Origin of the sequence: Bradyrhizobium sp. CIR48 (assembly GCF_014198315.1) — a bacterium.
Taxonomy (GTDB): domain Bacteria; phylum Pseudomonadota; class Alphaproteobacteria; order Rhizobiales; family Xanthobacteraceae; genus Bradyrhizobium.
This window is the reverse complement of record NZ_JACIHG010000007.1, coordinates 207,958-228,950: the sequence shown is the minus strand read 5'-3', so window position 1 is coordinate 228,950 and position 20,993 is coordinate 207,958. Positions and strand designations below refer to the sequence as shown.

Here is a 20,993-nt window from a genome sequence, read left to right as displayed (position 1 = left end):
CTCACGCACCCTCCTGCTGGGCCGCAGCCTCGGCTTCGCCACCGGCAACCTTGAACTTGCCGGGCTTCGGAGCTTCCTTCGGCAGCGGCTTCTTGACGGCGTCGCGCACGCGGATCCAGCCGCCCTTGGAGCCGGGAACGGCACCTTCGACGAGGATCAGGCCGCGCTCGACATCGAGCTGAACGACGCGAAGGTTGAGCGTGGTGATGCGGTCGACACCCATGTGGCCGGGCATCTTCTTGTTCTTCCAGGTCTTGCCGGGGTCCTGACGGCCACCGGTCGAACCGATCGAGCGGTGCGAGACCGAGACGCCGTGGGTGGCGCGCAGACCGCCGAAGTTCCAGCGCTTCATGCCGCCGGCGAAGCCCTTACCGACCGAGGTGCCGGTGACGTCGACGAACTGGCCGACGACGAAGTGGTCGGCAAGGATCTCGGCGCCGACCGGGATCATGGCATCCGCGGTGACGCGGAATTCCTCGACCCGGCGCTTCGGCTCGACCTTGGCGACCGCGAACTGGCCGCGCTCCGCCTTGGGCATGTAAACGGTCTTGCGGGCACCAGAACCAAGCTGGAGCGCCACGTAACCGTTCTTCTCTTCGGTACGGTGGCCCACGACCTGGCAATTGCCGAGCTTCAGCACGGTCACGGGGATATGTTCGCCGGCCTCAGTAAAGACCCGCGTCATCCCGACCTTTTGTGCGATCACTCCGGAGCGCATCGGCTTGCTTCCTGTTCTTTCTGTCCGCCTTAAGCGAACGGGATCCAAAAATCTTAGAGCTTGATCTCGACGTCGACACCGGCGGCCAGGTCGAGCTTCATCAAAGCATCGACGGTCTGCGGGGTCGGATCGACGATGTCGAGCAGGCGCTTGTGAGTGCGCATCTCGAACTGCTCGCGGCTCTTCTTGTCGACGTGGGGCGAACGGTTGACGGTGAACTTCTCGATGCGGGTGGGCAGCGGAATGGGTCCGCGGACCTGCGCGCCGGTGCGCTTCGCCGTGTTCACGATCTCGCGGGTCGACGTATCGAGGATACGATGGTCGAACGCCTTGAGACGGATACGAATGTTTTGGCCGTTCATTGCCGTGCTTTCTTTAGTGAGTGGCGAGTAGCGAGTAGCGAATAGAAATCCCTATTCGCCACGCACCATTCCCTATTCGCTTGTTACTCGATGATCGAGGCGACGACGCCGGCGCCGACGGTGCGGCCACCTTCGCGGATCGCGAAGCGGAGCTTCTCTTCCATCGCGATCGGCACGATCAGGTGCACTTCCATCGCGATGTTGTCGCCCGGCATCACCATCTCGGTGCCTTCCGGCAGGTGCACGACACCGGTCACGTCGGTGGTGCGGAAGTAGAACTGCGGACGGTAGTTGGTGAAGAACGGGGTGTGGCGACCGCCCTCTTCCTTGGTGAGGATGTAAGCCTCAGCCTTGAACTTGGTGTGCGGCTTGACCGAACCCGGCTTGCACAGCACCTGGCCGCGCTCGACGTCTTCGCGCTTGGTGCCGCGGAGCAGCGCACCGATGTTGTCGCCGGCCTGGCCCTGATCGAGCAGCTTGCGGAACATTTCGACGCCGGTGACGGTCGTCTTCTGGGTGGCACGGAGACCGACGATCTCGATTTCCTCGCCGACCTTGACGATGCCGCGCTCGACACGGCCGGTCACGACGGTGCCGCGGCCCGAGATCGAGAACACGTCTTCAACCGGCATCAGGAACGGCTGGTCGATCGGACGCTCCGGCTGCGGGATGTACTCGTCGACGTTCTTCATCAGCTCGAGGATGGCGTCGTGGCCGAGCTTCTTGTCGGAATCTTCGAGAGCGGCGAGCGCCGAACCCTTGATGATCGGGATCTTGTCGCCCGGGAAGTCGTACTTCGAGAGCAGCTCGCGGACTTCGAGCTCGACGAGCTCGAGCAGTTCCGGATCGTCGACCATGTCGCACTTGTTGAGGAACACGACGAGCGCGGGCACGCCGACCTGGCGGGCGAGCAGGATGTGCTCGCGGGTCTGCGGCATCGGGCCGTCAGCGGCGGACACGACCAGGATCGCACCGTCCATCTGGGCGGCGCCGGTGATCATGTTCTTGACGTAGTCGGCGTGGCCGGGGCAGTCGACGTGGGCGTAGTGGCGGTTCGGCGTCTCGTACTCGACGTGCGCGGTCGAGATGGTGATGCCGCGCGCCTTCTCTTCCGGCGCCTTGTCGATCTGGTCGTACGCGGTGAACGTCGCACCGCCGGCTTCGGCGAGAACCTTGGTGATCGCCGCGGTCAGCGACGTCTTGCCATGGTCGACGTGACCGATGGTGCCGATGTTGCAGTGCGGCTTGTTACGTTCAAACTTTGCTTTGGCCATTTGACTCTCCGTTCAATCGTCAGTTCGTGACCGACGACAATCAGGCAAACTTCTTCTGGACTTCTGCCGACACGTTGGCCGGCGCTTCTGCGTAGTGGTCGAACTGCATGGTGAAGGTTGCGCGACCCTGGCTCATCGAGCGCAGGTTATTCACGTAACCGAACATGTTCATGAGCGGCACCATCGCATTGATGACGTTGGCGTTGCCGCGCATGTCCTGACCCTGGATCTGACCGCGCCGCGAATTCAGGTCGCCGATGACCGAGCCGGTGTAGTCTTCCGGGGTCACCACTTCGACCTTCATGATCGGCTCGAGCAGGACGGACTTGCCCTTCTGCAAGGCTTCGCGGAACGCCGCGCGCGATGCGATTTCGAAGGCGAGTGCCGACGAGTCGACGTCGTGATACTTGCCGTCGACGAGCTGAACCTTGACGTCGACCACGGGGAAGCCCGCGACGACACCAGAGCTCATCACGCTGTTGAGGCCCTTTTCGACGCCGGGGATGTATTCCTTCGGAACCGCACCACCGACGATCTTGGACTCGAACTCGTAGCCCTTGCCGGGCTCGTTCGGCTCGACCACGATCGACACTTCCGCGAACTGACCGGTACCGCCGGTCTGCTTCTTGTGGGTGTACTTGACCTCGGCCTTCTTGGTGACGCGCTCACGGAACGCAACCTGGGGCGCGCCGATGTTGGCGTCGACCTTGTAGGTACGCTTGAGGATGTCGACCTTGATGTCGAGATGGAGTTCGCCCATGCCCTTGAGGATGGTCTGGCCGGACTCCTGGTCGGTCGACACGCGGAAGGACGGATCCTCCGCAGCGAGCTTGGCCAGCGCCACGCCCAGCTTTTCCTGGTCGGCCTTGGACTTCGGCTCGATCGCGATCTCGATGACCGGCTCGGGGAATTCCATCTTCTCGAGGATCACCTGCTTGTCGGGATCGCACAGCGTGTCACCGGTGCGCGCTTCCTTCAGGCCGGCCAGCGCGACGATGTCGCCGGCATAGGCTTCCTTGATGTCTTCGCGGTTGTTCGCATGCATCAAGAGCATGCGCCCGATACGCTCCTTCTTCTCGCGGGTCGAGTTCACGACGCCGGTGCCGCTCTGCAGAACGCCGGAGTAGATGCGGCAGAAGGTGATGGTGCCGACGAACGGGTCGTCCATAATCTTGAACGCGAGCAGCGCGAGCGGCTCCTTGTCGTCCGCCTTGCGCACGACTTCGTTGCCGCGATCGTCGGTGCCCTTGATCGCGGGCACGTCGATCGGCGACGGCAGATAGTCGACGACGGCGTCGAGCAGCGGCTGCACGCCCTTGTTCTTGAAGGCCGAGCCGCACAGCACGGGATAGAACGCACCGGTCAGAACCGCCTTGCGGATCAGCCGCTTCAGCGTCTCTTCGTCCGGCTCCTTGCCGTCGAGATAGGCGGCCATAGCGTCGTCGTCGAGCTCGACGGCGGCTTCCACCATCTTCTCGCGGTATTCCTTGGCCTGCTCGACCAGATCTTCCGGGATGTCGACATAATCGAACTTCGCGCCGAGCGATTCATCGTTCCAGATGATGCCCTGCATCTTCACGAGGTCGACGAGACCCTTGAAGTTGTTCTCGGCGCCGATCGGAAGCTGGATCGCGATCGGCTTGGCGCCGAGGCGGTCGACGATGTCGGCCAGGCACTTGAAGAAGTCGGCGCCGGTCTTGTCCATCTTGTTGGCGAAGACGATGCGCGGAACCTTGTACTTGTCGCCCTGGCGCCAGACGGTCTCGGTCTGGGGCTCAACGCCCTGGTTCGAGTCGAGCACGCAGACGGCGCCGTCGAGCACGCGCAGCGAACGCTCGACTTCGATGGTGAAGTCGACGTGGCCGGGGGTGTCGATGATGTTCAGGCGCTTGCCGGCCCAGAATGCAGTGGTCGCAGCCGAGGTGATCGTGATGCCACGCTCCTGCTCCTGCTCCATCCAGTCCATCGTCGCGGCACCTTCGTGCACTTCGCCGATCTTGTGGCTCTTGCCGGTGTAATAGAGGATGCGCTCGGTGGTCGTGGTCTTGCCGGCATCGATATGCGCCATGATACCGAAGTTGCGGTAATTCTCTATGGCATGAACGCGGGGCATAGGGTGTTCCTTAGATTCCGTGTGTCGCCGTTACCAGCGATAGTGCGAGAAGGCGCGGTTGGCTTCCGCCATCCGGTGCACGTCTTCGCGCTTCTTGACGGCATTCCCGCGGTTGTTCGAGGCGTCCAGAAGCTCGGCCGAGAGCCGCTCGGTCATGGTCTTCTCGTTGCGATCACGCGCAGCGGAGATCAGCCAGCGGATGCCCAGCGCCTGACGGCGGGTCGAACGAACTTCGACCGGAACCTGGTAGGTCGCGCCGCCGACGCGGCGGGAGCGCACTTCGATCGTCGGCATGACGTTCTCGAGCGCCTGCTCGAACACGCCGAGCGGGTTCTGCTTGGTCTTGGTTTCGATGATACCGAACGCACCGTAGACGATGCCTTCGGCGACCGACTTCTTGCCGGCGTACATCACCGAATTCATGAACTTCGTGACGATGATGTTCCCGAACTTCGGATCGGGAAGGACTTCGCGCTTTTCCGCTGAGTGGCGACGAGACATGGACCTGGTTCCCGCTTACTTCGGACGCTTCGCGCCGTACTTCGAACGACGCTGCTTACGGTTCTTGACGCCCTGGGTATCCAGAACGCCGCGGAGGATGTGGTAGCGCACGCCGGGCAAGTCCTTGACGCGACCGCCGCGGATCATGACCACCGAGTGCTCCTGGAGGTTATGGCCCTCACCGGGGATGTAGCCGATCACCTCGAAGCCGTTGGTCAGGCGCACCTTGGCGACCTTACGAAGCGCCGAGTTCGGCTTCTTCGGGGTCGTGGTGTAGACGCGGGTGCAAACACCACGCTTCTGCGGCGACTGCTGCAGCGCCGGCACCTTCTTGCGCGACTTCTGCACTTCACGCGGTTGAGCGATCAGCTGGTTGATCGTCGGCATCCTGGCCTTACCCTTTGTTCTGTCGCAGACCCTTTTCGGATCCGCTGTCTTGCCGCAGCCCGTCGCCGGGACTGCAAATTCTTTCGAGCTACCTGCCCGACGAGGTCGCCTTCCGCGGAACAATCCGCACAAAGCGAAATCGCGCCAACCGCCCCATCAACGGGCGGAAAGCGCTTCGACGCCACAGAGGACCGCAGTATTGAGGCCGGTCAGCATAAAGCCGCGGCCCGCGCACTGAGGTCATGCATCCGAATTCGATCTCAAGAGAATAAGCTCAAGAGAACTAGAATCGCACTGGCATTGCCTAGCTATGAGCGACAGCGTTTGAGCGGCATTCGTCGAGGTTGGTGCCCGCCTTGAGCGATCCCTTGTGGCTCTAGTCCGCGGGGATCTAACGGGTGGCCCGTTCCGACGCTGGCGATGCTCACCGCCTGTCGTTAAGTGAGGCGCTTTCTATAAGTGAGAATCGATCAAGTCAAGGCGAAACGACAGCCACGAACCGCTTCAGGAGCCTGTCAAAATCGCTGTTTGCCGCCCTCGCCGCACCACTCCGATATGGGACCGCAGCCTTTATTTCGCCAGCCTCGCGGCTATTTATATCCGGGCAAAAAGTACTTTTGTGTCGCGAAGCAGTGGCTTTTTTACGCGGGAGCCGCAAATCTACCCGCTTCAGCAGCAATCGGCGGCGGGGACGTCACCAAAATCGGCGGAGGTTGCCCGGCGCGACCAACGCCCGGGATATCGGCCGCGAGGCTTCCGACGGTCCTGACCTATCCGCATGTGAGCTATCCGACCGGGCTTTTTCTGACCGAAGAGCGCATCGTCACGTCGGGAATCAAGCGCACACCGATGGCCGCATAGAATCGGTGCGAGCTCGGTCATTCCTCCTCGTCGTCCTCGTCCTCAACATCCTCGAGGTCGTCTTCGTCCTCATCGTCGCTGCCGTCGTCGGCGTGAGCCGCCGCGCCGTGCGGCTGGTGGATCTGGTCGTTCCAGAGCTTGCGATAGGTCCCGTTCTTGGCGAGCAGCTGGGCATGCGAGCCGCGCTCGATCGCCCTGCCCCCCGAGATCACGATGATCTCGTCCATCTCCACCACCGAGGTCAGGCGGTGGGTCGACCAGATCATGGTGCGTCCCTTGGCGACCTTGAGCAGCGTGCGGTTGATCGCGGCTTCCGTGGTCTGGTCCAGCGCCGAGGTGGCTTCGTCCAGCAGCAGCACCGAGGGGTTGCGGATGACCGCGCGCGCGATCGCGATGCGCTGGCGCTGGCCGCCCGACAGGGTGTCGCCGCGTTCACCGACCGGCGTGTCGTATCGCTGCGGCAGGCTCATGATATAGCGGTGGATCTCGGCCTTCTTGGCCGCCTCCTCCACCTCCTCGTCGGTCGCGCCCTCCTTGCCGAGCCGGATGTTCTCGCGGATCGACATGTTGAACAGCATGTTCTCCTGGAACACCACCGCCATGCTCCGGCGCAGCGAATCCAGCGTCACCTTGCGGACGTCGACACCGTCGATGGTGACGCGGCCCTCGTCGGGCACGTAAAGGCGCAGGATCAAATTGAGCAACGTGCTCTTGCCGGAGCCGCTCGGGCCGACGATCGCGATGCGCTTGCCCGCATTGAGCTTGAGGCTGAGATTGTCCAGCACCGGCGTCTGGCTGCCCTCGTACTGGAAGGTGACGTGATCGAAGGTGATGTCGTTGGTGATGCGCGGCAGGTCGGGTGCGCCGGGGCGGTCGGCAGCGCGAGTCGGCTCGTCCAGCAGCTCCTGCATGTGCCGGATCGCGGCGGCCGAGGAGATCGATACCGGGATGAAATGCATGACATGAGCGATGTTGTAGGAGACCTCCCAGAACGCGCTCTCGAAGGTGACGAAGGTGCCGATCGTGATCTGGCCCTTGGTGGCGAGATAGGCGCCGATCGCGAGAACCACGAGGTGCAGCATCAGCACCGAGATGGTGACCGTCCGCTCCACCATGGTCGACAGGAACGCAGCCGAGGCGATCTTGTTGCGCGTCTCGTCGTTGCGGAAGGTGAAGAAACCGAACATCTTGCGCTGCAGGCTGAACGCCTTGATCACGGCCTGCGCCGCCACGTTCTCCTGCACCATGCCGAGCAGCGCGCTTTCGTTGAGCTTCTGCTCGTAATTGGCCTGCACCGCCTTCGGCGTCAGGATCCGCGGACCGATCAGTGTGATCGGGAACACGAGCAGCGCGACCGCCGCGAGCTGCCAGTTCAGGAACACCATTAGGATGATGCCCGCAACCAATTCCAGAAAGGGCAGCGCGGCACTGTTGGCAAACGTCTTGACCGAGCCTTCGAAGGCCGAGAGGTCGACGGAAAAGCGCGACAGGATCTCGCCGCGCTTGGTGCGGCCGAAATAGGCCGCCGGCAGGTCCTGAACGTGCTCGAACAAGCGCTTGCGGACGTCAGAGATGATGCAGGCCGCCAATCGCGCGTCCCAGCGCTCGTACCAGACCGCGACGATCGAGGTGAAGATGCCGGCGACGGCGAGCACGCCGAGGATCTTGTACAGCGCCTGGAAATCCTCCTCGCCGAGCGCGTCGTCGATCAGGAACTTCAGGCTGAGCGGCATGATGACGTTGAACAGCGTCTCGACGCAGACGCCGAACGCCACGAAGGACAGCATCCGCTTGTAGTTCGCCAGGAACGGCTTGACGAACCCGACGATGGTCGCGAGCGCGCCGGCGGCCTCGCGCGCGGTGAAGACGACGAGGTCCTCGTCCTCATCGTCGTCGTCGAGCTCCAGCTCGTCGTCCGCCTCGTCTTCGGCGTCCTCGTCGTCTTCGAGGTCCGGCTTGGCAGTCGAGGCGAGCTTGTCGTCGAGCTCGGCCACCTCTTCGGCGGCGAGCTTCTGTTTGTCGGGCGAAAGAGGCTTGGATGCCATGAAACCAACCGATGCTGACGGCCGGCATGACCGCAGAGAAAGCAGGACATAGCGGCAAACCGCTATTGAACCGATTCTATGCGATCAGGATGAATTCGGCAAAACAATTGGCGAATTCGACGCGCGCCCCGCGGCTAGTCCTCGTCTTCGTCCTCGACCTTGTCGAAGAAGGAATAGCGCAGACTGTCGGCGTCGGCGTACCACTGCCCCGGCCCCTTGTTGGCGGCGAGCGTCGCCGCCCAGAGCGCATCGGTGCAGTCCTTGCGGTGCATCGAGAGGTCGAAACCATTGCCGAAGAACAGTTCGGACCATTCCCACCACGTGCCGAGTTTCTTGACCCCGCGCAGGAGGTCGTAGCGGTCGATCAGCGCCGGCGCCATGTCCGAGGTAATCGAGCCGAACACGAGGCCGGTCTTGACCACGCGGTTCAGTTCCTTGATCGCGCGGACCACCTGCTTCGGGGAAACGTGGCAGAGGCTGGTCTCGAACACGAAGTCGAACGCGCTGTCCTTGAACGGCATGTCGGTGATCGAGCCGAGCTTGTTGTACTTCTTCAGCGCCTTCGGCGTCCTGGCGTGGATGGCGCGGTTGCTCTCGATGCCGAAGGCATCGATGCCGCGCTCGCGTAGCGCGCCGACCAATTCGCCGCTGGCCGAGCCCGCGACGAGCAGCTTGGCGCCCTTGGTCTTGCCCCAGACGATGCCGAGCAGCCGTGTGAGGTAATCGGGATCGGTGAAGTGGCGCCACGCCTCGTGATACGGGCCGAGGCCGCGATAATTCTCGAAATAGTCGCGATCGATCTTGTCGGAGAGCGGCTTGTCGTCCTGCGCGCGCTCGCGGCGCAGGCGCATCATCTCGGTCAGGATGATGTCGGTCGCCGCATCCGAGGAGTCGAGCAGGCCGTTCAGGGTCGAGTCGAACAGATAATCGCCGACCACCACGATGCCGGGGTGCTCCTTCGGCTCGGGCCGGTGATTGGTCATGACGTCGCGCACCGGCAGGCCGCCGGGAATCGCGTTCACCGACGACAACCAGCGGTGGATCTTGCCTTCCATGAAATGCAGGCGCGCATCGCCGAGCGAGGCCGGCAGCGATTTCAGCGCGGCATCGATCAGCTCCTGGTCGGACAGATTGGCGAAGGCCAGCGCGTCGGAGCCGGGGATCAGCCAGTTCAGCACGCCGTGCTTGCCGACGTCGTGGCGCGCCCCCTCGTTGTAGACGCAGCAGCCGCCGAACGCTTCCGACATGAACCAGGCGCCTGGAATCTTCTCGCCCCAGAACGGCGTGTCGAACAGGATCGAGACGCGCAGGTAATGCGCGGGACGGTCGAAGTAAGAGACGTGCTTGACCATCGACTTGCGGAGCTGTTCGCCTTCCCACCCCATGGTGGCGAGCCAGGAATGCGGCAGGCAGACCAGCACGAGATCGAAGTCGCGCGTCTCCGGTCCCTTGCCGTTCATCATCTTGAGCTGGTAGCGCCCGGTCGGCGCCTTGCCGACTGTGAGCACGCGGTGATTGAGCTGGATGTCGGCGTTCACCTCCGACTGCAGGCACTCGATCAGCTGCTCGTTGCCGTTCTGGATGGAATAGAGGCCGATATAGCCGTCGACATCCATCAGATAGTTCTTGAGCGCGTTGAGGCCGTTGGTGTTGTGGCTTTCGGTCGCGATGTCGGAGCGCGCCATCACCTTGAAGAAGCGCTTTGCGGTTTCGTCCTCGACCTCCTCGTCGAGCACCTGCTCGGCGGTCTTGTAGGCCCAGGGGTTCTCGTTGTCGTGCGCGCCGACGCCCTCGTAATATTCGATCGGCGACATCGACTCAGCACAGCGCTTGCGGAACGCTTCGATCGCCGCGGCGGTCTTGGCGCCATACTTGCGGCGCATGCCCGGCACGTCGTCGAGAAGCTCGCCGCCGAACTGCACCTGCTCGGCATCCATCGGGATCGTCTGCAGCCCGAAATGCTGGATCAGCTCGCGTAGCGGATCCGGCCCGGTCATCGAGTAATCGTAGATCTCGGCAACGCCGGCCTCGTACATCGCAGGTGCGGAATCGAACTTGCGGGTGACGATCTTGCCGCCGAGCCGATCGGAGGCCTCGTAGATGGTGACGCGACAGAGATCGCCAAGCTTGCGCTTCAGATACCAAGCGCTCATCAGCCCGCCGGGGCCGCCGCCTACGATTGCGAGATCAAGCATGTGAGTTCCGTGGTCTCCGGCCCGCCCCCTTCACGGGACCACCGGTCTAAACTCTCCTAGCAGAAGCGCTTTTGCGGCTGAAGGAAAGATGAACAAAGGTTGATCCCGCATCGCAACAGACAAGCAAAGCAACAAAAAGGCCGGCTTTCGCCGGCCTTTTCATTGTCCTCGGTAGTCCTACGGATGAACGATCATTCCGCGGGCGGCAGCGCAGGAAGCTCCGCTTCCGGCGCGGGCGACACGACCGCCGCCTGCTTCTCGCGCTCGTCCAGGATCAGCTTGTCGCGCTTCATAGCGACTTCGCGAATCTTGGCCATGGAGGCGCCGGTGCCTGCCGGAATCAGCCGGCCGACGATGACGTTCTCCTTGAGGCCTTCGAGCGGATCGACCTTGCCGTTGACCGCCGCTTCCGTGAGGACGCGGGTGGTCTCCTGGAACGAGGCCGCCGAGAAGAACGAACGGGTCTGGAGGCTCGCCTTGGTGATGCCGAGCAGAACCGGCGTCCCCGTGGCGGGCTTTTTGCCCTCTTCCTTGGCCTTCTCGTTCAGCGCGTCGAACTCGATCTTGTCGACCTGCTCGCCCGAGATCATGTCCGTATCGCCCTGGTCGGTGACTTCCACCTTCTGGAGCATCTGACGGACAATCACCTCGATGTGCTTGTCGTTGATGAGCACGCCCTGGAGCCGGTAGACCTCCTGGATCTCGTTGACCAGATAGGCCGCGAGTTCCTCGATGCCCTTGACCGCCAGGATGTCGTGCGGCGCCGGGTTGCCTTCCACGATGAAGTCGCCCTTTTCGACGACGTCGCCGTCCTGAAGGTGGATGTGCTTGCCCTTCGGGATCAGGTACTCGCGCGGCTCGTCGGTCTTGTCCATCGGCTCGATCGAGATGCGGCGCTTGTTCTTGTAGTCGCGCCCGAACCGGATGGTGCCCGCGATTTCGGCGATGATCGCCGCATCCTTCGGACGCCGTGCCTCGAACAGTTCCGCGACCCGCGGCAGACCGCCGGTGATGTCACGCGTCTTGGCGCTTTCGGTCGAGACACGGGCGAGGATGTCGCCCGGATTGACCTTGGCGCCGACGTCGACCGAGAGAATGGCGTCGACCGACAGCATGTAGCGGGCATCGCCGCCACGGGCGAGCTTGAGCACCTTGCCATCCTTGCCCTTAACCACGATGGCCGGACGCAGGTCCGCACCGCCGCGGGTCGAGCGCCAGTCGATGACCACGCGCTTGGCGATACCGGTGGCTTCGTCGAGCGTTTCCGAGATCGACTGCCCCTCGACCAGATCCTCGAAGCCGATGGTACCTTCGACCTCGGTGAGGAGCGGACGGGTGTAGGGATCCCACTCGACGACGCGCTGGCCGCGCTTGACCATGTCACCTTCGTCGACATGCAGGCGCGAGCCGTACTGGACACGGTGCGTCGCACGCTCGGTGCCGTCGGCATCGACGATCGCCACCACCATGTTGCGCACCATCGCGACCAGGTGACCTTCGCTGTTGCGGGCGATGGCCTTGTTCCTGATCACGATCTTGCCGTCAAAATTGGCTTCGACGAACGACTGCTCGTTGAGCTGCGCCGCACCACCGATGTGGAACGTACGCATCGTGAGCTGGGTGCCCGGCTCGCCGATCGACTGCGCCGCGATGACGCCGACCGCTTCGCCGTGGTTGACCGGCGTGCCGCGGGCGAGGTCGCGGCCGTAGCACTTGCCGCAGATGCCGTTGACGAGTTCGCAGGTCAGTGCCGAGCGGATCTTCACCTCCTGCACACCACCCTGCTGGATGGCGTCCAGATGGCTTTCTTCCATCAGCGTATCGCGCTTGATGATCACCTTGCCCGAGCTGTCACGGATGTCTTCGCAGGCCGTGCGTCCGAGGATGCGCGAACCGAGCGAAGCAACCACGGTGCCGGCATCGACGATGGCGCGCATCTTGATGCCGAGCTTGGTGCCGCAGTCGCTCTGCGTGATGATGCAGTCCTGCGCGACGTCGACGAGACGACGGGTCAGGTAGCCCGAGTTCGCGGTCTTCAACGCGGTGTCCGCGAGACCCTTGCGGGCGCCGTGGGTCGAGTTGAAGTACTCGAGCACCGAGAGGCCTTCCTTGAAGTTCGAGATGATCGGCGTCTCGATGATCTCGCCCGACGGCTTGGCCATCAGGCCGCGCATGCCGGCGAGCTGGCGCATCTGGGCCGGCGAACCGCGGGCACCGGAGTGAGCCATCATGTAGATCGAGTTGATGTCGGCATCGGCTCCGGCCGCCGTCTTCTTGGTGGCGGAGATCTCCTTCATCATCGCCTTGGCGATTTCTTCCGTGGCCTTCGACCAGGCGTCGACGACCTTGTTGTACTTCTCGCCGTGGGTGATCAGACCGTCGTTGTACTGCTGCTCGAAATCCTTCGCCAGCGTACGGGTGGTGTCGACGATCTTCCACTTGGAGTTCGGCACGACCATGTCGTCCTTGCCGAACGAGATGCCGGCCTTGAACGCGTTGTAGAAGCCGAGCGCCATGATGCGGTCGCAGAAGATCACCGTCTCCTTCTGGCCGCAGTGGCGGTAGACCTGGTCGATGACGCCCGAGATCTCGCGCTTGGTCATCAGCTTGTTGATGATCTCGTAGGGGACGCGCGGGTTCTTCGGCAGCAAATTGCCGAGCATGACGCGGCCGGCGGTGGTCTCGATCCAGCGCTTCGAGATCTTGCCGGTCTCGTCGACGCCTTCCCACCGGTACTTGATCTTGGTGTGGAGGTGGATGACCTTCGCATGCAACGCGTGCTCGAGCTCGGCCATCTCGCCGAACACCTTGCCCTCGCCGGGCAGGCCTTCGCGCATGATCGAGACGTAGTACAGACCGAGCACGATGTCCTGCGACGGCACGATGATCGGCTGTCCGTTCGCCGGATGCAGGATGTTGTTGGTCGACATCATCAGGACGCGCGCTTCCAGCTGCGCTTCGAGCGACAGCGGGACGTGCACGGCCATCTGGTCGCCGTCGAAGTCGGCGTTGAACGCGGAGCAGACCAGCGGGTGAAGCTGGATCGCCTTGCCCTCGATCAGCACGGGCTCGAACGCCTGGATGCCGAGACGATGCAGCGTCGGTGCGCGGTTGAGCAGCACCGGATGCTCGCGAATGACCTCATCCAGGATGTCCCAGACCTCGGGCCGCTCCTTCTCGACCAGCTTCTTGGCCTGCTTCACCGTGGTGGACAGGCCCTTGGCGTCGAGCCGCGAATAGATGAACGGCTTGAACAGCTCGAGCGCCATCTTCTTCGGCAGGCCGCACTGATGCAGGCGCAGCTCGGGACCGACCACGATCACCGAACGGCCCGAATAGTCGACGCGCTTGCCGAGCAGGTTCTGGCGGAAGCGGCCCTGCTTGCCCTTGAGCATGTCGGCGAGCGACTTCAGCGGGCGCTTGTTGGCGCCCGTGATGACGCGGCCGCGGCGGCCGTTGTCGAACAGCGCATCAACCGCTTCCTGAAGCATGCGCTTCTCGTTGCGGATGATGATGTCGGGCGCGCGCAGCTCCATCAGCCGCTTCAAGCGGTTGTTGCGGTTGATGACGCGGCGGTAGAGGTCGTTGAGGTCCGAGGTCGCGAAGCGGCCGCCGTCGAGCGGCACCAGCGGACGCAAGTCCGGCGGGATCACCGGGACCACGGTCATGATCATCCATTCCGGCTTGTTGCCGGAGTGGCGGAACGCTTCCACGATCTTCAGGCGCTTGGCGAGCTTCTTGTGCTTGATGTCGGAGTCGGTCTCCTGCATCTCGAGGCGCAAGGTCGCCTCGAGCTTCTCGAGGTCCATGCCCTTGAGCAGCTCGCGGATCGCTTCAGCGCCGATCATGGCGGTGAAGCTGTCCTGGCCGTACTCGTCCTGCGCCTTCAGATACTCGTCTTCCGACAGCAGCTGGCGGTCCTTCAGCGCGGTGAGGCCCGGCTCGAGCACGACGTAGTATTCGAAGTAGAGGATCCGCTCGAGATCCTTCAGCGTCATGTCCAGCAGGAGGCCGATGCGCGAGGGCAGCGACTTCAGGAACCAGATGTGGGCGACGGGCGCTGCGAGCTCGATATGGCCCATGCGTTCGCGCCGGACGCGCGACAGCGTGACCTCGACCGAGCACTTCTCGCAGATGATGCCCTTGTACTTCATGCGCTTGTACTTGCCGCACAAGCACTCGTAATCCTTGATCGGCCCGAAGATGCGGGCGCAGAACAGGCCGTCGCGCTCGGGCTTGAAGGTGCGGTAGTTGATGGTCTCCGGCTTCTTGATCTCGCCGTAGGACCAGGACAGAATCTTCTCTGGAGACGCGATCGAGATCCGGATCTGGTCGAAGACCTGAGCCGGCGTCGTCGGGTTGAAGAGATTCATAATTTCTTGGTTCATCGTCTTCTCCTCGCGTGCCGGTCGCCTCCGGCCGCAAATTCGAAAATCACTCAAGCAGGGCGCCCTGCCCTCAAGGCCTCGGACGGGGCGCCGGTGCCCGGCCGCGAAGGCCGGGCATGACAGGTCGAATTACTCGGCCGCTTCCGACGTCGGTGCCGGTCCCATCTTGGAGTTGTGCAGGTCGACGTTGAGGCCGAGCGAGCGCATTTCCTTGACCAGCACGTTGAACGATTCCGGAATACCGGCCTCGAACGTGTCGTCGCCGCGCACGATCGCCTCGTACACCTTGGTACGGCCGGCGACGTCGTCCGACTTCACCGTCAGCATCTCCTGGAGCGTGTACGCCGCGCCGTAAGCCTCGAGCGCCCACACCTCCATTTCGCCGAAGCGCTGGCCGCCGAACTGCGCCTTGCCGCCCAGCGGCTGCTGGGTGACGAGCGAGTACGGACCGATCGAACGCGCATGGATCTTGTCGTCGACCAGATGGTGCAGCTTGAGCATGTAGATGTAGCCCACCGTCACCTTGCGATCGAAGGCATCGCCGGTGCGGCCGTCATAGACGGTCGACTGACCCGACGCGTCCAGGCCGGCAAGCTTCAGCATCTCCTCGATGTCGGCTTCCTTGGCGCCGTCGAACACCGGCGTCGCGATCGGCACGCCGCGGCTGAGGTTGTGGCCGAGCTCGATCAGTTCGTTGTCGTTGAGCGACTTGATCGTCTCGTCCTCGCCGTAGACCTTCTTCAAGGTTTCCTTCAGCGGCTTGATGTCCTGCTTCGACAGGTAAGCATCGACCGTCTGGCCGATACGCTTGCCGAGGCCGGCGCAGGCCCAGCCGAGATGGGTCTCGAGGATCTGTCCGACGTTCATGCGCGAAGGCACGCCTAGCGGGTTGAGCACGATGTCGGCGTGCGTACCGTCTTCGAGGAACGGCATGTCCTCGATCGGCACGATCTTCGACACCACGCCCTTGTTGCCGTGGCGGCCGGCCATCTTGTCGCCGGGCTGGATCTTGCGCTTCACCGCGACGAAGACCTTGACCATCTTCATCACGCCGGGCGGCAATTCGTCACCGCGCTGAAGCTTCTCGACCTTGTCGAGGAAGCGCTGTTCAAGCCCCTTCTTCGACTCGTCGTACTGCTTCCGCATGGCCTCGATCTCGGCCATCAGCTTGTCGTTCGGCGAGGCGAACAGCCACCACTGCGACTTCGGGTACTCCTCGAGCACCGCACGGGTGATCTTGGTGTCCTTCTTGAAGCCCTTCGGGCCGGCAATGCCCTGCCGCCCCTCGAGGAGCTCGGCAAGACGGTTGTAGACGTTGCGGTCCAGGATCGCCTGCTCGTCGTCGCGGTCCTTGGCCAGACGCTCGATCTCTTCCCGCTCGATCGCCAGCGCACGCTCGTCCTTGTCGACGCCGTGACGGTTGAACACGCGCACTTCCACGATCGTGCCCTGCACGCCCGGGGGAACGCGCAGCGAGGTATCGCGAACGTCGGAAGCCTTTTCGCCGAAGATGGCGCGCAGCAGCTTCTCTTCCGGCGTCATTGGGCTCTCGCCCTTCGGCGTGATCTTGCCGACCAGGATGTCGCCGGCGCGGACTTCCGCACCGATGTAGACGATACCGGCTTCGTCGAGGTTCTTCAGCGCTTCTTCCGAGACGTTCGGAATGTCGCGGGTGATTTCCTCGGGTCCGAGCTTGGTGTCGCGAGCCATCACCTCGAACTCTTCGATATGAATCGAGGTGAACACGTCTTCCTTCACGATCCGCTCGGAGAGCAGGATCGAGTCTTCGAAGTTGTAGCCGTTCCACGGCATGAACGCGACGAGCACGTTCCGGCCGAGCGCGAGCTCACCGAGATCGGTCGACGGACCGTCGGCGATGATGTCGCCCTTCTTGACGATATCGCCGACCTTCACCAGCGGACGCTGGTTGATGCAGGTCGACTGGTTCGAGCGCTGGTACTTCATCAGGCGGTAGATATCGACGCCCGACTTGGTCGGATCGAGATCTTCCGTGGCGCGGATGACGACGCGGGTGGCGTCGATCTGGTCGATCACGCCCGAACGGCGCGCCGCGATCGCGGCACCCGAGTCACGCGCAACCACGCCTTCCATGCCGGTGCCGACGAACGGGGCCTCGGCGCGAACCAGCGGCACCGCCTGGCGCTGCATGTTCGAACCCATCAGCGCGCGGTTGGCGTCGTCGTTCTCGAGGAACGGAATCAGCGCCGCGGCGACCGAAACGAGCTGCTTCGGCGACACGTCCATGTAGTCGACCTTGTCGGGCGTCACCGGCAAGACTTCGCCGGCGTGACGGCAGACCACGAGGTCCTCGGTGAAGCGGCCCTTCGGGTCGAGCGGCACGTTGGCCTGCGCGACCGTGTAGCGGCCCTCTTCCATCGCCGAGAGGTACACGACCTCGTCGGTGACGCGGCCGTCCTTGACCTTGCGATACGGCGTCTCGACGAAGCCGTACTTGTTCACGCGCGCGAAGGTCGCGAGCGAGTTGATCAGGCCGATGTTCGGACCTTCCGGCGTCTCGATCGGGCAGATGCGGCCGTAATGCGTCGGATGCACGTCGCGCACCTCGAAGCCGGCACGCTCGCGGGTCAGACCGCCCGGTCCAAGCGCCGACAGGCGACGCTTGTGGGTGATCTCGCTGAGCGGGTTGGTCTGGTCCATGAACTGCGAGAGCTGCGAGGAGCCGAAGAATTCGCGCACGGCGGCAGCCGCCGGCTTCGCGTTGATCAGGTCCTGCGGCATGACCGTGTCGATGTCGACCGAGGACATGCGCTCCTTGATCGCGCGCTCCATGCGCAGGAGGCCGATGCGGTACTGGTTCTCCATGAGCTCGCCGACCGAGCGTACGCGGCGGTTGCCGAGATGGTCGATGTCGTCGATCTCGCCCTTGCCGTCGCGCAGGTCCACCAGCGTCTTGATGACGGAGAGGATGTCTTCCTTGCGCAGCGTGCGCTGGGTGTCGGGCGCATCGAGGTCGAGGCGCATGTTCATCTTGACGCGGCCGACCGCGGAGAGGTCGTAGCGCTCGGCATCGAAGAACAGCGACTGGAACATGGCCTGCGCCGAATCCAGCGTCGGCGGCTCGCCCGGACGCATCACGCGGTAGATGTCGAACAGCGCGTCTTCACGCGTCATGTTCTTGTCGGCCGAAAGCGTGTTGCGGATGTAGGCGCCGACATTGACGTGGTCGATGTCGAGCAGCGGCAGTTCCTTGTAGCCGTGCTCGTTGAGCACCTTCATCGACTTGTCGGTGATTTCCTCACCGGCTTCGGCGTGAATCTCACCGGTCTTCGGGTTGACGAGGTCCTCGGCGATGTAGTTGCCGACCAGCTCCTCATCGGCCATGCGCAGCGCCTTCAGCCCCTTCTCCTGGAGCTGGCGGGCGGCACGGACCGTGAGCTTCTTGCCGGCCTCGAGCACGACCTTGCCGGTGTCGGCATCGATCAGGTCGTTGATGGTCGAGTAGCCGCGGAAACGGTTGGCGTCGAACGGAACGCGCCAGCCTTCCTTGGTCCGCTTGTAGAGGATCTTCTTGTAGAACGTCGACAGGATCGCCTCGCCGTCGAGGCCGAGGGCGAACATCAGCGACGTCACCGGAATCTTGCGGCGACGGTCGATACGCGCATAGACGATGTCCTTGGCGTCGAACTCGATGTCGAGCCAGGAGCCGCGATACGGGATCACGCGGGCGGCGAACAGCAGCTTGCCCGAGGAATGGGTCTTGCCCTTGTCGTGATCGAAGAACACGCCGGGCGAGCGGTGCATCTGCGAGACGATGACGCGCTCGGTGCCGTTGACGATGAAGGTGCCGTTCATCGTCATGAGCGGAATGTCGCCCATGTAGACGTCCTGCTCCTTGATGTCCTTCACCGACTTCGCGCCGGTTTCCTCGTCGATATCGAACACGATGAGGCGCAGCGTCACCTTGAGGGGGGCCGCGAAGGTCATGCCGCGCTGGCGGCACTCGTCGACGTCGTATTTCGGCTGCTCGAACTCGTAGCGGACGAATTCCAGCATCGAGGTGCCCGAGAAATCGGAGATCGGAAACACCGAGCGGAACACCGCCTGCAGACCCTCGTCGAGACGGCCACCCTGGGGTTCATCGACCATCAGGAACTGGTCATAGGACGCCTTCTGAACCTCGATGAGGTTCGGCATCTCGGCGACTTCCTTGATGTGTCCGAAGAACTTGCGAACGCGTTTGCGACCGGTGAATGTCTGCTGCGCCATCGTGGCCTCTCATTTTCGTCGCCCGCTCTGGGCGAACCGTCCGGGACGCGGCTGCCACCGCTCCCCGGGTTGAATTTTTCGAACCCGTTTTGGGGGCCGGAGACTCAGCTTCAGGCGAGAATGTCCTGAATCTGTTCTTCAGACCTTCAAAACGCAAAACGACGCGCGGGGCGCTGGTGCGCGCCCGCCCGTCACAACGATCGTCTTCACGGACTGCAAAAGCCCGAAATAGCCTGCTCTCCCAACGGCTTACAGGGAATCCGGCATCCCTGCCCACCGCGCTTTCGTGCTGCCGAACCGATATGGGGCGACAATAGTGGAGATTCGAGGGGCGAACCCTCAAATCCCCACACTTTTTCGTGTTCGGCCTGCGTCGGGACGTTCCGTCGCACGCCTTTTGCATCAGGCCCACCCCTTTTTGAAGGGCAAGCCAAGGTCTCGGGCCTGCTTACGCTCGCCCGAGACCTCGTCAGTAAGCGGTGCTTACTTGAGCTCGACCTTCGCGCCAGCCTTCTCGAGCTGGACCTTGATCTTGTCGGCTTCGTCCTTGTTCACGCCTTCCTTGACAGGCTTCGGCGCGCCCTCGACGAGGTCCTTTGCTTCCTTCAGGCCCAGGCCGGTGATGGCGCGGACTTCCTTGATGACCTCGATCTTCTTGTCGCCGGCGCTGGCGAGAACGACCGTGAACTCGGTCTTCTCTTCCGCCGGAGCGGCGGCAGCGCCACCACCAGCCGGGCCGGCCACGGCGACAGCCGCGGCAGCCGAAACGCCCCACTTTTCTTCGAGGAGCTTCGCCAGTTCAGCAGCTTCGAGCACGGTGAGGCTCGAGAGGTCGTCAACGATCTTCTGCAAGTCAGCCATTGTTCAGTTTCCTTACGTGTAAGTCTGGTTCGGGTTTGAGTTTTGCGAAGGGCGTCAGGCCGCTTCGCCCTTTGAGGCATGAGCCTGGATGACGCGCGCGAGCTTGCCCGCGGGCGCATTGGCGAGCTGAGCGAGCTTGGTCGCCGGGGCCACAAGCAGGCCGACGATCTTGCCGCGCAGTTCATCAAGCGACGGCAGCGAGGCAAGCGCCTTCACGCCGTCGACATTCAGGACGGTCTTCCCCATCGAGCCGCCGACGATGACGAACTTTTCGTTCGCCTTGGCGAATTCGATGGCGACCTTTGGCGCCGCTACCGGATCGTTCGAAGTGGCGATCACGGTCGGTCCCTTCAGCATGGGGCCGATGGCAACGACGTCAGTGCCTTCAAGAGCAATTTTGGCGAGACGGTTCTTCGAGACCTTCACCGCAGCGCCCGCCTGCTTCATCTGCTGGCGCAGCTTCTGCATCTGGGCGACAGTGAGGCCGGAATATTGAGCAACGACCGCGACGCTCGTGGTCTTGAAGACCTCATTGAGCTGTTCGACCGCCTCTTTTTTTGCCGCTCGTTCCACAGCAAGCTCTCTCCGGTTGGCGGTCATCGCGAAAAGCGGGACCGCCGGGTTGCACCCATCGTCCCACCCAAACCTGAACCTCGGGGCAAAACCCTTCGGACACGCCGGGCACGACGACGATTCAAAGCCTGCCCTCCGGGAGCCCTTGGGCCCACGGCGTGTCGAGGTCCGAACCAGACCCGTTCCGCAAACCAGCCCTTAAAGCTGGATGCGAAGTGAAATCCGGTCTTCACCCGTCTATGCAGGCCATGCGATTAAGCCGTTGAGAAGTCGAAACTTCCCGCGGGCGCCTGCAGTCTTGGACAGGACAAGGTCAGCCGGCGAACCGCCCGACCTCTGCCCGCACTCCACCAGCCGACGGGTTTTCTTCCTTTTCGGGCAAATCCTTGCGGACGTCCTGAAAAGGAATGATCTCCTGTCTTCGGTTTTCGGAATGCGTGCACGAACGCGCCAGCCGAAGCCGGCAC

At 63.0% G+C, this 20,993-nt stretch carries 12 protein-coding genes; all 12 read right to left on the bottom strand.

Annotated elements, in window-relative coordinates; all coding sequences use genetic code 11:
- Position 1: 1 nt before the first annotated feature.
- Entirely contained in the window at positions 2 to 718 is a 717-nt protein-coding gene (gene rplC, locus GGD66_RS22515; protein WP_018322262.1) for a 50S ribosomal protein L3, read from the bottom strand.
- A gap of 53 nt (positions 719 to 771) precedes the next feature.
- Positions 772 to 1,080 (bottom strand): 30S ribosomal protein S10, encoded by a 309-nt coding sequence (gene rpsJ, locus GGD66_RS22510; protein ID WP_002712302.1) that lies wholly within the window; start codon positions 1,078 to 1,080, stop codon positions 772 to 774.
- Positions 1,081 to 1,163: 83 nt separating this feature from the next.
- Positions 1,164 to 2,354 carry an elongation factor Tu gene (gene tuf / locus GGD66_RS22505; RefSeq protein ID WP_008136415.1) on the bottom strand — a complete coding sequence of 397 codons (1,191 nt, stop codon included), beginning with the start codon at positions 2,352 to 2,354 and terminating at the stop codon, positions 1,164 to 1,166.
- Positions 2,355 to 2,394: 40 nt separating this feature from the next.
- Complete coding sequence (fusA, locus tag GGD66_RS22500; protein ID WP_018322261.1) at positions 2,395 to 4,467, bottom strand: elongation factor G; 2,073 nt, start codon at positions 4,465 to 4,467, stop codon at positions 2,395 to 2,397.
- 30 nt (positions 4,468 to 4,497) lie between these two features.
- A complete protein-coding gene (gene rpsG, locus GGD66_RS22495) occupies positions 4,498 to 4,968 on the bottom strand; it encodes a 30S ribosomal protein S7 (RefSeq protein ID WP_018322260.1) in 471 nt (156 codons plus the stop codon).
- A gap of 15 nt (positions 4,969 to 4,983) precedes the next feature.
- Complete coding sequence (gene rpsL, locus GGD66_RS22490; protein ID WP_007603006.1) at positions 4,984 to 5,355, bottom strand: 30S ribosomal protein S12; 372 nt, start codon at positions 5,353 to 5,355, stop codon at positions 4,984 to 4,986.
- Between the two features lie 878 nt (positions 5,356 to 6,233).
- Positions 6,234 to 8,261, bottom strand: a complete 2,028-nt coding sequence (locus GGD66_RS22485; RefSeq protein WP_183259039.1) for an ABC transporter ATP-binding protein — start codon at positions 8,259 to 8,261, stop codon at positions 6,234 to 6,236.
- Positions 8,262 to 8,395: 134 nt separating this feature from the next.
- On the bottom strand, positions 8,396 to 10,456 hold the full coding sequence (locus GGD66_RS22480) for an FAD-dependent oxidoreductase (RefSeq protein WP_183259038.1): 2,061 nt from the start codon (positions 10,454 to 10,456) through the stop codon (positions 8,396 to 8,398).
- Between the two features lie 191 nt (positions 10,457 to 10,647).
- On the bottom strand, positions 10,648 to 14,844 hold the full coding sequence (gene rpoC, locus GGD66_RS22475) for a DNA-directed RNA polymerase subunit beta' (RefSeq protein ID WP_018322257.1): 4,197 nt from the start codon (positions 14,842 to 14,844) through the stop codon (positions 10,648 to 10,650).
- Positions 14,845 to 14,973: 129 nt separating this feature from the next.
- Entirely contained in the window at positions 14,974 to 19,092 is a 4,119-nt protein-coding gene (gene rpoB / locus GGD66_RS22470) for a DNA-directed RNA polymerase subunit beta (protein WP_018322256.1), read from the bottom strand.
- A 483-nt stretch (positions 19,093 to 19,575) separates the two neighbouring features.
- Positions 19,576 to 19,953, bottom strand: coding sequence for a 50S ribosomal protein L7/L12 (gene rplL / locus GGD66_RS22465; RefSeq protein WP_018322255.1), 378 nt, complete (start codon positions 19,951 to 19,953; stop codon positions 19,576 to 19,578).
- Between the two features lie 54 nt (positions 19,954 to 20,007).
- Positions 20,008 to 20,526 (bottom strand): 50S ribosomal protein L10, encoded by a 519-nt coding sequence (rplJ, locus tag GGD66_RS22460; protein WP_018322254.1) that lies wholly within the window; start codon positions 20,524 to 20,526, stop codon positions 20,008 to 20,010.
- Positions 20,527 to 20,993 lie beyond the last annotated feature (467 nt).

What these genes read in the sequence shown, in the direction of transcription:
- rplC (WP_018322262.1), bottom strand. Translation starts at nt 718, where the DNA reads ATGCGCTCCGGAGTGATCGCACAAAAGGTCGGGATGACGCGGGTCTTT.
- rpsJ (WP_002712302.1), bottom strand. Translation starts at nt 1,080, where the DNA reads ATGAACGGCCAAAACATTCGTATCCGTCTCAAGGCGTTCGACCATCGT.
- tuf (WP_008136415.1), bottom strand. Translation starts at nt 2,354, where the DNA reads ATGGCCAAAGCAAAGTTTGAACGTAACAAGCCGCACTGCAACATCGGC.
- fusA (WP_018322261.1), bottom strand. Translation starts at nt 4,467, where the DNA reads ATGCCCCGCGTTCATGCCATAGAGAATTACCGCAACTTCGGTATCATG.
- rpsG (WP_018322260.1), bottom strand. Translation starts at nt 4,968, where the DNA reads ATGTCTCGTCGCCACTCAGCGGAAAAGCGCGAAGTCCTTCCCGATCCG.
- rpsL (WP_007603006.1), bottom strand. Translation starts at nt 5,355, where the DNA reads ATGCCGACGATCAACCAGCTGATCGCTCAACCGCGTGAAGTGCAGAAG.
- GGD66_RS22485 (WP_183259039.1), bottom strand. Translation starts at nt 8,261, where the DNA reads ATGGCATCCAAGCCTCTTTCGCCCGACAAACAGAAGCTCGCCGCCGAA.
- GGD66_RS22480 (WP_183259038.1), bottom strand. Translation starts at nt 10,456, where the DNA reads ATGCTTGATCTCGCAATCGTAGGCGGCGGCCCCGGCGGGCTGATGAGC.
- rpoC (WP_018322257.1), bottom strand. Translation starts at nt 14,844, where the DNA reads ATGAACCAAGAAATTATGAATCTCTTCAACCCGACGACGCCGGCTCAG.
- rpoB (WP_018322256.1), bottom strand. Translation starts at nt 19,092, where the DNA reads ATGGCGCAGCAGACATTCACCGGTCGCAAACGCGTTCGCAAGTTCTTC.
- rplL (WP_018322255.1), bottom strand. Translation starts at nt 19,953, where the DNA reads ATGGCTGACTTGCAGAAGATCGTTGACGACCTCTCGAGCCTCACCGTG.